Below are 14,685 nucleotides of genomic sequence, written 5' to 3' on the forward strand. Positions count from 1 at the left end.
TCATGTTTACCGGAATCGTACAAGAAGTTGGAAAAGTAGCTGCCGTCAAATCCCTGAACGGCGGTGGCAAGGAATTGAAAATTGCATGCTCTTTTGCAGGTAGCTGCCATGAGGATGAAAGTATCGCTGTGAATGGAGTGTGCCTCACTGTCACTGCTTTTGATGAGGAAACCTTCACCGTTCAGGCCGTGGAAGAAACCCTGCGCAAAACCTCTACCGGTGAGCTGGGAAAAGGCAACCCGGTAAATTTGGAACGATCACTTACACTTCAAAAAGGCATCGAAGGGCATTTGGTGCAGGGCCATGTAGATACCACCGGCACCATCACGGAAATTGAAAAAGAAGAAACCGGCTGGCTGATTACTGTAGAATACCCCGATAAGTTCACCGACATGATTGTAGGTCGTGGCAGCATCACCATGGAGGGCATCAGCCTCACCGTTGCACGTGAATCGGATAACAAGTTCACCGTTGCCATTATCCCTTACACCTGGGAACACACCAACCTTAAAGAAAAATCTGCAGGCGATTCTGTTAACCTCGAGTTTGACGTGATTGGGAAATACGTGGTTAAATACCTGGCTAAAATAGGCCGGGATTCTCTTTAACGTCCATATCCTGCGCCCGTAGGACTTGAACTTCTTTCCAAATTCTTGAGTACCGGAAGCTTCTGGAACAGGCTCTGTATCTGCGAACTATTTACACTCAACCGGAAGAAGTAGTATTGAAATTCTCCAAACGGATTGATCTGAAAGGATAGGTTCCAGCACTCCAGGTTTCGGGTTAAAGAAAACTGAGACGGAGTAAATTCCTTCGCAATAAAATCATATCCCACATTGGTGTTGAATTTCCATTTCGGCGTTAAGTTGAACGAAATGCTGCTTGCACGTATGGTTGCCCTTTTCCGTGGGCTTTGATTAAAGCGATAATTCCAGCTGTAACTGAAATTCAGGGATACACTCCATGGCGACCTGAAATCCGGAACCGGCTCCAAACCGAACCGGGAATCGACAGGGTTGAATATGGATTGGTTATAAGGATCATAGCGGCGGCGATATTCCGGAGTGTACACTTCAACCCCGTTCCCTCCCCGAAAAGAGGTACTCGCACTCAGTGAGAATGACTGAAGCTGAGCAAGTTTGTCACCGTCTTCAATGTAGTAGCGGTCTATTTCGTGACCCAAAGAATCTGTCTGATAAAATGAAAAACTGGCGTTCGCGCTCAGGTTCAGTCCCGAAATAGCATTCGAACTAATGGATGTACTCAGCGGACTCAGGTTCAAGCTGTCGGCCGCAAAGTTATAGGAAGTGCTTAGTGATAGGTTATCAATAAAGCGCAGATTCTTCTCGGTGACCTCTCCGGTGCTGTCACGTTTTACGATTTTCGTTTCAAATACATTTCCGAGCGAGAAGTTAATAGATCGCTGCTCTCCTCTGCCCGGTCCGGAAAAAATTTCATCTTCAAAAATGGAATACTTCCGTGTATTCCCGAGGCTATCGGTCTGTACTGTTCGGTAATAACCCCATCTTTCCGAACTAAAATCCGGCCGGTAGCTAAAACCAATCCTCGGTCGTGCGGTATGCCTGAATCCCTGCAGGTTCCCGATCCGCATGTTGGAAATTCCATATACCGTAGTACTGAAATTCAGGTTGGTGCTGAAATCGCGGGCCGCTTCAAAACCATACATTTTATCCGTTTCCACCCGGTTGGAATCAGCATTGTATGATTTCCGAATGGAAGAAGGGTACCAGTATTCATTTCCGCTTATGCCGGCAGATATATTTAAAAACTGGCTGGGTACGAGTTGCCCGATTTGTATACTTGCCGACTGCTGGAACCCTGCCTGAATATAGTTTTGATTGCCGGTCGCCTCTTCGTACAAGTCCCGGTCGGTCAGTGCTTCAAAAAACGTGACATCGGCACTATCGGCGTCAATAGGGTTATAATTGAATCTTGATCGGAGTGTGTTGTCGTAGTTTATGTTTATGGTTTCGTACCATCGCTGCTGACCACTGCCGGATGAACTGTTTTGAAAAGGAGAAAATGTTTGAAATCTGAAATTCGCAGATGGACCGCTTAGCTGTGTTGAGTAATTGCTAAAGTTCTGGTTCAGCTGAGCGTTAGTGCTGAAGGTAAACAGGTTCTCCGGGTGTTTGTAATTGTACGCCATTGTTGACCTTGAGTTCGTCTCGGCCCGGTCGTTAATGTCATAGGAATTTCTTCTCAGATAATCTTCTGTCCGAAGGTTTACGTTTGCAGATACCGACGCATATGGTGAAATCGTTTGGTTATGCTGAATGCCAATCGACTTTTGCACCCGTTGTTCAAAATCAGGGTCTGTAGGTTCCAGACCCCGGTCTTTTGAATACCCGATATCTAACGATCCGTTGTACCAGTTGGTTTTCCGGTACTGCATCCGCCCATTCAGGTAAAAGGTGCCGGAGGTGTAAATATCCCCATCCACTTGCCCGGTCAGGTAATCATTGAAATACTGAAACCACCCCACATTCTGAAGTCCCAATCCACGGTTGTTCTGATTTTGGAATGCATAGGTTGGCGTTAACAACCCCGACCTTTTCTTTTCAATATCTGTAGGCACGTAGCCAAATGGAAAAATCAGTGGATAGGGAATATCCAGTATATACAGCCGGGCATTGCTAAAAAACAGCTCATCCTGATCTACCACTTTCATCTTTTTGGCTTTGATGTAGTAGTAGAGATATTCAGGCGGACAGGTTGAGTATATCCCGTCTTCTATAAAAACCTCGCTCTCACTTACATTTTTGATTTTGGAGCCGATTAAGTGCCCTTCTGAAACCTGCACCTGCGCCGCTTCAAATTTCCCTTTTTTGGTTTTATAGTTAAAGAGAATGCGCGTGCTTTTTATTTCATCATTATCGCGGATTAATATCGGGCGGGAAAGCGTGTCTTCCGGGGTTTCCGTGGTTGCCTCTACGGTAGAGTTTTCGATATCCATATTAATCTCGCCGGCATTTAGCTCCCCGGATGTATGCTTTACTTTAGCTGATCCGAACAGAAAAGCCTTCTTCCCTTTAGAAAAATCGATGATTAGAGAATCAGAAGATTGAAACTGTACGGCATCATCAGGAACGGGGCTACTTCCCCCGGGAGCTGAGGAAGCCGGCTGTACCTGCGAGGTATCAGCAGCCGTAGATGTCGTATCTGTCTGTTGAGCAAACACAGGAGCTGTCATCAAAAAAAACAGGCAAATACCCGCCGCGTATTTGCCCATATGTGTCTTAATGACGGTAAGCATGTTTTTCTTTGATTAGGAAAAAGAGTCGAAAGCCAGCCCTGCAGCTCCAAGTAACGCACTGTCGTTACCAAGATCTTCATAAACCAGCTCAAATCCTTCTTTGAACGGCTCCATCATGTGTTTTCGTACAATGTCTCTTGCAGGCTCAAACAGAAAATCACCCGCTTTGGATACGCCGCCGCTTACCACGATTTTACGAATATCCATCATATGTACGTAGTTGATGATGGCATATCCCAGCCGCTGACCACTTTTGGCTAATATCTCTATCGCCAGCTCATTGCCTTCTTTTGCGGCATTAGTCAGGTCTATCGGTTCCAGTTTTTCGAAATCGTTGGAGAATTTTTCATACAACTCATTAGAAGGATTTTGAGTGATCAAATCAGTGGCAAACCGGCTTAAAAAACGCTGGCCAAGATAGGCTTCAACCGTCCCGCGGGTAACGCTGTTGGATAGCGGTCCATGATAATCGATAATCACATGGCCAAGCTCTCCGGCCATTCCTTGCGTGCCTTTATAAATATTCCGGTCGATGATAATTCCACCGCCTACCCCCGTTCCAAGGGTGATCATGATAAAGCTGTCGAAGTTTCTTCCAACACCAAAGTGTAATGAGCCAATAGCAGCTATGTTGGCATCATTCTCTATTTTGCAGGGAATGCCTGTTCGTTGAGTGATTTCCTCAGCGGCGTTTACGACTGTCCATCCTGGTAAATTCGGTGGGTGCTTAACCGTAGTCTGATCTTTCGAAACCATTCCTGGTAAACCCATACCAATCCCGATAATTTCATACTTCCTGTTCAGGTCCCCGATGGTTTCTGCAATGCGGTTCAGGATATGATCTTTTCCAAGTTTTGCCTGCGTGGGGGTTGTTACCTGCTCTACAATTCCTTTTTCATCATCAACAACGGCGGCTTTAATGTTGGTACCACCAAGATCAACACCAATGGCTTTCATTCAATTACATTTAGAATCTTACGGTTCCGGTATTTTCGAGAAGATAACAGGCTAACTTCCCTAAGCCAAACGGCACTATTTCTCACGTTTCACTTTATAGACAGTTTCTCCGGGCTTTCTCATCCCATATTCTTCCCGGGCAATTTTTTCGAGGAGAGCAGGATCGTTATCCAAGTTTTCAATTTTGGTTTTAAGCTCTTCGGATCGCTCGTTCAGTTCAGCTGTACGTTCTTTGAGCTCTTGCTTTTCACTATATAAATCCCACCTTGTCTTCAGGCTGTATGAATCAATAAAAGCAAACCAAGCCACTACAAACGCTGTCAGCAAAAGTGCAAGAAAGGACTTTTTCCAGCGTAATGGATTTAAAAATTGTAGGTTCATATATAAGCCTGTAGATTTTCGTTGGCATGTCAAAATACATTAATTTGGCTATTAAGTACAATCCAGTGTTTTGTATTCTATGAAAAAGCTGACTGTTTTGATTGGATCCTTTACGTTGATGTTTTCAACCCTCTCGGCCTATGCTCAGAGTGATGAATGGATTCAGGTGTACTTTAATATGCCAGCCGATCACAACGTTGCTGCCGGCAATAACCTCAGCAACAGTAACCAGGACCTGATCGGATCCCTTGAGCAACTTATTGATTCAGCTACAACCAGCATCGATTTCTGTATTTATGATTTTGAACATCCGCGCATAGCTCATGCCTTGGTTCGAGCCAAAAACCGGGGGGTTCGCATCCGCGTGGTTACCGACGATCACAACCGAACTGACGGCGGTGATTACGACCTTGAAATCTGGACTATACTAGCTACAGGTGGCATCCTTTCGATGGATGATGACGGCGATATCTATAACCCCGACGGAACCATTACCGACAATGACCTGGTGAACGACGGCTCTGACATGCATAATAAGTTTGCCGTTATTGATTACCTGAGTCCTTCCCCGGATGATGATTACGTGTGGACAGGTTCAACCAACATGACTCTCACCGGGGCGTACAACACCAATCACACCCTTGTTATAAAAGATACGGAGGTGGCCAAAGCCTATACCGAAGAGTTTGAACAAATGTGGGGCGACTCCGATGAAACGCCGGAAGCTAACCGGGCTGTATTTCATAAAGACAAAAGAAATGTAAGTCAGAATGTTTTTGATGTAGGCGGAACCCGGGTTGAAGTCTATTTTGCGCCGGTGAACCGGGATCGCTCCAAACCCAGTGTAAGCGAACGTCTGGTTTCCCTGATTCGGGATGAAGCCCAGCACGACATTAACTTTCAGGCTTTCGCCATCACCCCGGACATCCCCATCAGCCGCCAAATGTGGGAGCAGTCATCCACCGGAGAAGTGCTGCTTCGCGGAGCCATAGACCGCAGCTTTTACAGCCGGTATCAAAGTGCCGGTGAGATATGGGGAATAGATTCCGCCCGAATGAACAACCGGATGATTTTACCGGCCAACGAACTCCGAAAACTTCACCATAAAGTCATATTACTTGATGCTGAACATCCCGATTCTGCCGACATCGGTGTTACCGTTGCCGGTTCCTACAACTTTTCCATGAATGCGGAAATGAACAATGACGAGAATACCGTCATTATTTTTTCTGATGAAATTACCAACCAGTTTTACCAGGATTTTATGGGCGTGATGAAACGAGCCAAAGAGGAGGCCTACCCTCCGGCCCCTCCTCTGGAAACCGACCGGTGGTATGAAGTCTTTTCCATTACCGATGGCAGCCGCTTTGAAATTGAGATAGCTCCCGGTTTTGGTTACGGTGTTCGATTTCTTGGCGTGGATGTACCAACCATCTATGCCGGGCAGGATTCGGCAGAGTTTTATTCCGGAGCAGCAGCCGATTACCTGCACAATCTGCTGGAAGGGCGGAAGGTGCGGCTTAAAGGGTTTGACGGAGGAAAACCCGAGGCCAGGTATAATGCCTTTCAGGCCTATGTAGAAATGCAATACGATGATGGGCCGGTCAGCTTAAATAAAATGCTTCTGGAAAAAGGATTCGGAACAACCTCGGTGTACTATCGCCAAAATGATGATTCTGTTGCCGCCTTTAAACGCTACCAGGAATCGGCCAAAGCTAAAGAAGAGGGTCTTTGGAAACATTCTGAAAAAATAGGCTCGAAAACGCTGCGAGCCGAGGAAGTTGATACCGGAAGCCCGACAAATGTTATGTATCCCATCAATATTAACACAGCTGATGAAGCAACCCTGCAGCTGCTGCCCGGCATCGGCCCCGCTTACTCAAAACGCATCGTTCAGTATCGGTTGGAGAACGGAAGTTTTAAAAGTGTGGATGAGATTACAAACATTCGGGGCATCGGTCCTAAAACACTGCAGAAGCTACGGCCAATTATTACGCTGGAATAGTTGCCATAAAAAAACCCCATCCGAGATCAATCGTATGGGGCTGGTCAAGAGAGAGTCATTAAAAAAATTCCATAAAATTGTGTGAATCGGGAGGGGCTCGAACCCTCGACCCACGGCTTAAAAGGCCGTTGCTCTACCAACTGAGCTACCGATTCTCAAGTAGATTCCAAAGATAAGGCATTTATCAATTAGAGTACAAGGAAAAAATGAATTTTCTACTCCTTTTTTTCATTGCCTGCATCCAGAATCTGAACTAAATCAGTTTCGATCAGTCGGTGTGGTTTTTCTTCTATTCGTCCTACCTCTGTAGTGCCTTTTAAAACCAACACGCTGGGAATATATTTGATATCAAACTTATTTAAAAATGATTTGGGAAGTTTTTTTTGGCGGTCCACAGCAATGTATTGAATGTCGATACTACCACTCTCCACAAGCTCCAGTGTTTTCATAAGTCCGGGGATGTATTTCTTGGATTCACGGCACCAGCTCCCCACAAATACCATCAATTGCACCGAATCGCGGTAAGCTGAAAGATACTCAATCGCCTCCTGGTCCGGTTCATACCGGTCGATATATATTTTGTAGATGCGGTCGTTCGCCAGAATTTCTTCTTTTGTAACCGGACCTGTTAAATCTTGTTGCTGTGCTTTTGAGGCAGCGGGCCACATCAACCCGAAGCCAAGGAGTACAGCAAATACAAACCACCTTGCAGAGTTCATAAGGATTTCTGTTTTTTGGATAGTATCTTCAGTCAAATTACCATCTTTCATAGTCAATTATGCCAAGCATTTTCACCAAAATTATTGAAGGAGATATTCCAAGTTATAAAATAGCAGAGGATGACAAGCATTACGCTTTTCTGGACATCAATCCTTCTGCGGAAGGCCACACTTTGTGTATCCCTAAAAAAGATGTGGACTATATTTTTGACCTGGAGCCTTCGGAACTCTCGGAGTTGAATCTCTTTGCCCAAAAAGTGGCCAGGGGAATTGATGAGGCTCTCCAGCCCATCCGAACCGGAATTATCGTGGAGGGAATGGAGGTGCCTCATGCTCACATCCACCTGATTCCCATTTATAAAGAAACGCAACGATTTAGCCTGGGCATGCAGGTAGGGGTAAGCCAGGACCGAATGATGGAGCTTGCTAAAATCATCAGCGAAAAGGTAAACGTATGAACATCCTGATTATAAACGGCCCTAACCTGAACCTGCTTGGAAAACGTAATCCCGGAATTTACGGAGCAAAAAGCCTGAAAGATCTGGAATACTTTCTGATTGATGAATTTCCAAAACACAACCTGGATTTTTTCCAGAGTAATATTGAAGGAGAGCTGATTGATCAGGTGCAGCAAGCTATGGAAAGCGATTTGCATGGAATCGTGATTAATCCCGGTGGATATTCCCACACCTCCGTTGCCCTGCGTGATGCACTGGAACCGCTGGGTATTCCCAAAGTAGAAGTTCATATATCCAACATTCATGCCCGCGAAGAATTTCGGGAGAAGTCTATAACCGGGGGCGTGATGGATGGCATTATCACAGGATTTGGAAAGTACAGCTACGTGCTTGGCATTCAGGCTCTTGAGAACATGACTGAATGAGCCTATCGCTACTTTCTTTCAACTTAACCGCTCGCATTGACTAAACTTAAAGAACTCTTTTCCGACACGTTGGTTTACGGGATAAGCAGTGTGGTTGCCCGGTTTATCGGGTACCTGCTGGTTCCGCTGCATACGGGTGTATTCAGTGAAGATCAGTACGGAATTATCAGCCTGATTTTTGCGGCCATTGCATTATTCAATGTGGTTTTTACAATGGGTATGGAATCGGCCTACATTCGGTACGCCAAAGACCGCGACAAGGCGAAGGATATTTTCAAAACGGTACAGCTTTTCCTATTGACAACCTCCGGCATCTTGGCACTCATCATTTGGGGAGCTGAACCCGTTGTGGCCCCAATCATAGGACTGGAGCCCGGCGACCCTATTCTCTGGATTATGCTGGGGATTCTCTTTTTTGATACTCTGGCTGTCGTCCCTTTTGCTGAACTCCGGCTCGTTCGCCGATCTGTGCTATTTGCAGTACTAAAAACAGGGAATGTAATTGTGAACCTCGGGCTGAATTTTTATCTCATCCTGGGACTGGATTATGGCATCGAGGCTGTGTTTATCAGTAACCTGGTGGCCTCGCTTCTTACCGCATTGGCAATTTGGGTGTTTACCATTCCTATGTTCATGGGAAGCTGGAACACCTCTTTACTTAAAAAAGCCTTGCTGTTCGGGCTTCCCTTTATCCCGGCTGGTTTCGGTCATGCCATCAACGAACTGGTTGACCGTTTTTTCCTGAAAGCCATGGACCAATCTACCATAGACGCTTTATACGGTGCCGATTACAGCTCTGATGATATTGTGGGGATTTACAGCGCCTGTTATAAGCTGGCAGTTTTCATGCTTTTGATTGTGCAGATGTTCAGGATGGCCTGGCAGCCATTTTTTATGCGGCAGTCGGAAGAAGAGTCTGCCCCTCAAACCTTCTCTCAAACCTTCACCTTATTTAACGCAGCCGCCTCCGCTGTTTTCCTGACTGTGGCTCTATTTGCCGAGCAGATTGTTTCTATCAAAGTGCCCATTCTGGGTTTTTACCTGGTGGATGAAAAGTTCTGGGAGGGCCTCACTATTGTCCCTGTTCTGCTTTTGGCTTACTGGTTTCAGGGATGGTACATCAACTTTTCGGCGGGAATTTTTATTAGTGAATCCACCAAACGCCTTCCACAGATCACCCTGATCGGTGCCGGAATAACCATTATCGCCAATCTTATTATGATTCCCTTCTTCGGCATGATGGGCTCGGCCCTGGCTACCCTTGCAAGCTATGCCGTTATGGCGTTGCTGATTTATTACTACTCAACCAATGCCTTTGAAGTGCCCTATAAATTGGTGCGCGGTTTTGCCGTGATGGGTATCTCTGCGGCCTTGTTTTACTTGAAACCAACTATAATATCAATCGGGCTTTCAGAACTTGCAGCTTCTTTTCTGTTACTTCTTGCCGGCTTATTAAGCATCGGGTTTATCACTTACACTACTGTTTTTTCGAATGAATAGCGCTACATATTTTCCATTTGATTCTATCCCAAAAAAATGAGTTAATTCTTTGGTGGAGTTGAAGTTAACCAAAAACGGTTTCCGGCTCCCGCTTCAGATATTATTAATTAATTGGATAGCGTACCGGGATATTATTATGAATACAAAAGAACGAGTCGGGATATATGTAGATGCCGTTAACGTAACAATGAATGGAGGGTACGGGCTGCGCTACGATACCCTGCGAATGTTTGCCTGCCGGGGCGGGGGAATTGCTTCACGACTGAATGTGTATCTTTGTTATGATTCAGATCGCCTCAAAGAAGACCATGAGTATCGCCAGAAAACCCAGCGCTTTTGTGAGGTCCTTCGTGATTTCGAATATAAAGTGACGGAGAAGCCGGTTCAAACCTACACCAATCACGAGACCGGCGAAAAGATTTCAAAATCTACCATTGATATGGATATGGCCGTGGATATGTTGGTTCAGGCCGATCACCTCGACAAAATTGTGTTACTCAGCAGCAGCGGGAGTTATGTAAGCGTGGTGAATGCCATTCAAAATAAAGGCTGCCGGGTGGAGTTGGTCGGTTTCGACAATGTTTCCTCATCCCTGAAACGAGCCGTAGACTCATCGGTATCCGGTTACCTTATTCCCGGATTATTACCTATCGAATCTCCGTATGAGTGGGGGGAAAATGGGTCTCGTGTTCGCGGGGTTTGCTATGATTTCTCTCAGGATGAAGGCTATGGGTTCCTCCGCTTCCTAACCCGGAAAAATGATTGCCTCTGGATTACAGATTCCCGCGATGAAAACTCTCCTTATAAAACCGTATTTGCTCATGTATCACAGTTCGAGGAGGACTTTGACACGCATTACCTCCCCAGCCGGGAACTCATTTTCGAGTTTGATGTAACGGAAAATGATAAGGGGCTGATAGCTGAAAGTATCGTGCTGGTAAGTGCTCCGTGATTTCGTTGATTCGTTGAATGGTTATCAATACTCGCAAATCGGTCCTTCGGTCACTCGGTTAATTGAAAATCAAAAAAACCCTATTCGATGGTTACACTATCATCATCAAAACCATCGTCTTTGCTGCTTTTCCAGGCTTTGTAGAAGCTCACCAGATTTGAAACCGAGTAAGTCAGCATAAAAAAGGCGATCAGATATGCTACTGAATCGGGGTTCATAATAATCAGCACCGCGGTGATGATTGTAATCACCCCAAGAATGGAGAGCTGCATAGCAAATAACATCAGCAGGCCGAATAGCCCCAGAAAAGAAGCAAAGGTAATGGGAATAAGTTCGGGGAAGATAAAAATCAGGACTCCGGTAACGATCGGTAGTGCAATCATCGGGGATGGCAACCGAAACGCCAGGAACATCAGCCCCAGAGAAAGCAGATAGGCACCGGCAATCAGGTAGAGAAAGTTTGGGAAAACAAGCGTTAAAACGCCCGTAGCCAATGTGAGCACCGCGTTAAAAACCTGTCGTTGCCGCGATTTATTTTGTAAGCGATTCTGATAGTTTTCAAACATAATTGTCTAATAAATTTTCTTTAATTGCACGGAGGGTTCTGAAACCATTCCGCAATGACATTGAAGCCTTGGCAAATTGCATTAATCCAGCTCCACGAATTCTACATTTCTGCTCTCGGTATCCAAAAAAGCGATGGATGCTTTTCCATCAAAGCCGTTTGCCGTGCCGGGATTTATAACGATGGTTTTTCCGGATTCTTTATACACCATTTCGTGAGTGTGTCCTGTGATTACAACGTCATATCTGCCTGATTCGATCAGAGCGTCCGTAATTTCAGCATAGGTACCATGATATACGGCTATGGTTAAGCCATCCTGTTCCGTTCTCAAAAAATCGCCGGCCAACTCGGCTCCAATCTCCCGAAATTTCGACATCAGAAGATATTTGTCGCCATCATTATTGCCGAAAATCCCTTTCAGGTTCAGCCCTTCAAAATGCGGAATCATAAACGGACTGCAATAGTCTCCGGCATGTAAAACCAACTCTGCCTTTCGATCTTTGAAGATCCTGATGGCTTTTTGCAAGTTAGGGATATGATCGTGCGTGTCAGATATGATTCCAATCAGCATGGTTTCATTTTTCGTTATTCATTGATTTGGTTTTATAACACCTCACTACAAATAACTAAAATATATCCAAAGCTGAAATATTATGGATTTGCTGTGTGGGTCTTTCGAGGTTTTCTCACTTTATATTTCAGGTTTCTTTGAACGATCTTACGGCTTTACTAATTTTAGGGCATATGGATGAAAAACATTTTCACATAAAAAATATGGTGTGCAGTCACTGCGCGGAAGTTCTGGAAGAAAAGCTGCTGGCTGCTGATTTTGAGATTCAGAAAATCGAACTCGGACAGCTGACCTTATCACACCCGGTTACCGCAGATGAATACGAACGCCTGATTCAGGTAGTGCGCAACAACGGGTTTGAGCTGATTAACGACAAAGGCAGCCGGATTGTAGAGCAAATTAAACAGCTTATCATTCAGTTGATCCGCACCGACAAGGAGCTGGAGGGTAACCTATCTGCCTATCTTTCCAAAAAAATTAATAAAGATTATCAGCAGCTCAGTCGGTTATTTTCCAATGTGGAGGGGAAATCCATTGAGCGGTATTACATCCTGCAGAAAATTGAGCGGGCCAAAGAGCTTATTGTTTATGGCGAACAAAGCCTCACTGAAATCGCCTATGAGCTTGGATATAGCAGTCAGCAGCACTTCTCCCGACAGTTCAAGAAAGAAACCGGACTGTCACCCTCTCACTTTAAGGACGTGAAGGAGAACAAACGCATCTCCATCGACAAGCTCTGACAAAATCCTGCACAAGAATTACACAATACTGCAATCCACCCGATGCAGATACCGCTATCTTGAGATCAAATTAACAGATATGCTATGATCTCGTTCCTAAAAAAATACCGGGAGGTTGCTATTGCCTCCGTTTTCCTTATTGCCGCACTGATTGCCCAGCACGCTTTTACTTTTACCGGACAGGAATATGTATTCATATCCCTCTTTGTTATTTCATACCTGTTTGTAGGCGGGCCCGTTTGGATGAAAGCTTATCGGTCCATAAAAAAAGGAACCCTGTTCAGTGAGTTTTTCCTGATGGGTATTGCCACCGTTGGAGCTTTTGCTTTGGGAGAATACGCAGAAGGCGTGGCGGTCATGCTCTTTTACATGATTGGAGAATATGCACAACACGGTGCGGTTACCAAGGCCCGCCATTCCATCCAAAAGCTGATTGAGCAGCAGCCTGATATTGCAACGGTAGAGCGGAATGGAGCAACCATCATGGTTCATCCCGGTCAGGTTGAAGTTGGGGATATCATTCAGGTGCGGCCCGGAGAAAAAGTACCGCTGGATGGTGAATTGCTCACCGAGAAGGCATCCTTTAACACTGCAGCCCTTACCGGAGAATCCAAACCTGTAAACCGAACTTCTGGCGAAGAAGTCTGGGCCGGCTCCATTAATCAGGACAGGCTTGTTCGCATCCGGGTAAACAGTGTATTTGAGGACACCAAGCTCTCCCACATTCTTGAAATGGTACAGGAGGCCGCCCAGCGAAAAGCCCCCACTCAGCGCTTTATGACAAAATTCGCCAAAGTGTACACCCCTATCGTTGTATGGCTGGCAGTTGCCGTCACCTTTGTCCCTTATTTATTTGTGGAACAGTATGTATTTCAGGAGTGGTTCTATAAAGCCCTCGTTTTTCTAGTGGTTTCTTGCCCTTGTGGACTCGTAATCTCTATACCGCTCGGTTATTTCGGGGGAATCGGGGCCGCCTCCAGAAACGGTATTTTGCTGAAAGGCTCGGATTACCTGGACCAACTTCGAAAAATGAATATCCTGTTTATGGATAAAACCGGAACGCTCACTGAAGGAACTTTTGAAGTGCAATCGGTGACCACCCATAATGGATTAACTGAAGCAGAGGTCGTTGCCTATGCCGCCTCGCTTGAACAACATTCCACACACCCGATTGGCAAGGCCATTCTCGCATTTAAAAACGGGCAGGAACTGTTTGAAGTTGAGCAGCAACAAGAGATTTCCGGAAAGGGACTTAAGGGGTTCATTAAACAGAAAGAGGTTTTAGTCGGAAATGCAGAATTGCTGAAAGAACGGGGAGTAATGGTAACTCAAGACAACCTTTCTGAGCCTTATACCTTTGTCCATGTAGCGGTGGACGGAGAACATGCGGGAACCATCCGGATTTCCGATAGAATTAAGGAGGACAGTAAACAGGCTATTCAGGAGCTCAGGGAAAGGGGAATTCAGCGACTGGTGATGCTATCCGGTGATAATCCGGATGTTGTTTCGTTTATTGCTAACGAGCTGGGGCTTGATGAATCCCACGGCGGATTGCTTCCCGATGAAAAATACAGCCTTGTTGAGCAGGCTCTGGGCAAAGGGAATACCGTCGGCTTTATAGGTGACGGGGTGAATGATGCGCCGGTAATTACCCTGGCTGATGTAGGTATTGCCATGGGAGGAATCGGATCAGATGCAACCGTTGACACTGCCGATATCGTTATTCAAACCGATCAGCCTTCCAAAGTTGCCAAAGCTATCGACATCTCCCGGTTCACCCACAAGGTGGTCTGGCAAAATATCGTGTTTGCGCTGGGTATTAAAGTGCTGGTGATGGGACTTGCCGCCATAGGCCTGGCCTCTATGTGGGAAGCCATTTTTGCTGATGTGGGTGTGGCCCTTATTGCTATAGCCAATGCCATTCGTATTCAAAACACTTTTTCTGAAGGGGGCTCCATTTTAGATTTGTTCAGGAAAAGCGATGAGGTGTCGGAACCAAAGATGGCTGCCGCTTCCTGTTGTGATGCCTGCTAAAATCTGGCTATAACGACCATGCCCTGGTTCATCTTTAAATTCATATCTGGTTCAAGCGTCCGCTTGGACCAGAATGAAACCACACTTCATTTTTAAAATCA

Annotated in this window: 14 protein-coding genes and 1 tRNA gene; 8 read left to right on the forward strand and 7 right to left on the reverse strand. The window is 45.6% G+C overall.

The features are described 5' to 3' along the window. The first annotated feature begins 2 nt into the window (after nt 1-2). A complete protein-coding gene (locus JJ941_RS08385; protein ID WP_290963765.1) occupies nt 3-608 on the forward strand; it encodes a riboflavin synthase in 606 nt (201 codons plus the stop codon). On the opposite strand, the gene JJ941_RS08390 is transcribed toward JJ941_RS08385, so the two are convergent. The 3 genes from JJ941_RS08390 to JJ941_RS08400 all read right to left on the reverse strand — a co-directional run bounded on the left by JJ941_RS08390 (nt 605) and on the right by JJ941_RS08400 (nt 4,615). Further along, a complete protein-coding gene (locus JJ941_RS08390) occupies nt 605-3,277 on the reverse strand; it encodes a putative LPS assembly protein LptD (protein ID WP_290963768.1) in 2,673 nt (890 codons plus the stop codon). The two genes, JJ941_RS08385 and JJ941_RS08390, sit on opposite strands and share 4 nt — an antisense overlap. Before the next feature lie 12 nt (nt 3,278-3,289). Beyond that, nucleotides 3,290-4,234 (reverse strand): ROK family protein, encoded by a 945-nt coding sequence (locus JJ941_RS08395; RefSeq protein WP_290963771.1) that lies wholly within the window; start codon nt 4,232-4,234, stop codon nt 3,290-3,292. A 75-nt stretch (nt 4,235-4,309) separates the two neighbouring features. Next, the gene (locus JJ941_RS08400) at nt 4,310-4,615 is read right to left on the reverse strand and encodes a septum formation initiator family protein (RefSeq protein WP_290963773.1); all 306 of its coding nucleotides are present in this window, start codon (nt 4,613-4,615) and stop codon (nt 4,310-4,312) included. A 79-nt stretch (nt 4,616-4,694) separates the two neighbouring features. On the opposite strand from JJ941_RS08400, the gene JJ941_RS08405 reads away from it, so the two are divergent. Beyond that, entirely contained in the window at nt 4,695-6,620 is a 1,926-nt protein-coding gene (locus JJ941_RS08405; protein WP_290963774.1) for a phospholipase D-like domain-containing protein, read from the forward strand. Nucleotides 6,621-6,702: 82 nt separating this feature from the next. Here JJ941_RS08405 and JJ941_RS08410 read toward each other — a convergent pair. Both JJ941_RS08410 and JJ941_RS08415 read right to left on the reverse strand, forming a co-directional pair. Continuing rightward, nucleotides 6,703-6,775 (reverse strand) — tRNA-Lys (locus JJ941_RS08410). Nucleotides 6,776-6,835: 60 nt separating this feature from the next. Next, entirely contained in the window at nt 6,836-7,390 is a 555-nt protein-coding gene (locus tag JJ941_RS08415) for a thioredoxin family protein (RefSeq protein ID WP_290963776.1), read from the reverse strand. An 8-nt stretch (nt 7,391-7,398) separates the two neighbouring features. On the opposite strand from JJ941_RS08415, the gene JJ941_RS08420 reads away from it, so the two are divergent. From JJ941_RS08420 to JJ941_RS08435, 4 genes are all read left to right on the forward strand, one after another. Then, complete coding sequence (locus JJ941_RS08420; RefSeq protein ID WP_290963779.1) at nt 7,399-7,797, forward strand: HIT family protein; 399 nt, start codon at nt 7,399-7,401, stop codon at nt 7,795-7,797. Continuing rightward, nucleotides 7,794-8,222 (forward strand): type II 3-dehydroquinate dehydratase, encoded by a 429-nt coding sequence (gene aroQ, locus JJ941_RS08425; protein ID WP_290963782.1) that lies wholly within the window; start codon nt 7,794-7,796, stop codon nt 8,220-8,222. The genes JJ941_RS08420 and aroQ overlap by 4 nt, the downstream gene beginning before the upstream one ends. A gap of 36 nt (nt 8,223-8,258) precedes the next feature. After that, entirely contained in the window at nt 8,259-9,722 is a 1,464-nt protein-coding gene (locus JJ941_RS08430) for an oligosaccharide flippase family protein (protein WP_290963785.1), read from the forward strand. Nucleotides 9,723-9,858: 136 nt separating this feature from the next. Further along, nucleotides 9,859-10,674: an NYN domain-containing protein gene (locus JJ941_RS08435; protein WP_290963788.1), complete on the forward strand. Its 816-nt coding sequence runs from the start codon at nt 9,859-9,861 to the stop codon at nt 10,672-10,674. A gap of 80 nt (nt 10,675-10,754) precedes the next feature. Here JJ941_RS08435 and JJ941_RS08440 read toward each other — a convergent pair whose 3' ends face one another. Continuing rightward, the gene (locus JJ941_RS08440) at nt 10,755-11,240 is read right to left on the reverse strand and encodes a hypothetical protein (RefSeq protein WP_290963790.1); all 486 of its coding nucleotides are present in this window, start codon (nt 11,238-11,240) and stop codon (nt 10,755-10,757) included. A gap of 81 nt (nt 11,241-11,321) precedes the next feature. Continuing rightward, nucleotides 11,322-11,810 carry a metallophosphoesterase gene (locus tag JJ941_RS08445; protein ID WP_290963793.1) on the reverse strand — a complete coding sequence of 163 codons (489 nt, stop codon included), beginning with the start codon at nt 11,808-11,810 and terminating at the stop codon, nt 11,322-11,324. Nucleotides 11,811-11,983: 173 nt separating this feature from the next. Between JJ941_RS08445 and JJ941_RS08450 the strand changes: the two genes are divergently transcribed. Then, nucleotides 11,984-12,550 carry an AraC family transcriptional regulator gene (locus JJ941_RS08450; protein ID WP_290963796.1) on the forward strand — a complete coding sequence of 189 codons (567 nt, stop codon included), beginning with the start codon at nt 11,984-11,986 and terminating at the stop codon, nt 12,548-12,550. 84 nt (nt 12,551-12,634) lie between these two features. After that, complete coding sequence (locus JJ941_RS08455) at nt 12,635-14,584, forward strand: heavy metal translocating P-type ATPase (RefSeq protein WP_290963799.1); 1,950 nt, start codon at nt 12,635-12,637, stop codon at nt 14,582-14,584. Nucleotides 14,585-14,685: the final 101 nt, after the last annotated feature.

The organism is Gracilimonas sp. (assembly GCF_017641085.1).
Taxonomy (GTDB): Bacteria; Bacteroidota; Rhodothermia; order Balneolales; family Balneolaceae; genus Gracilimonas.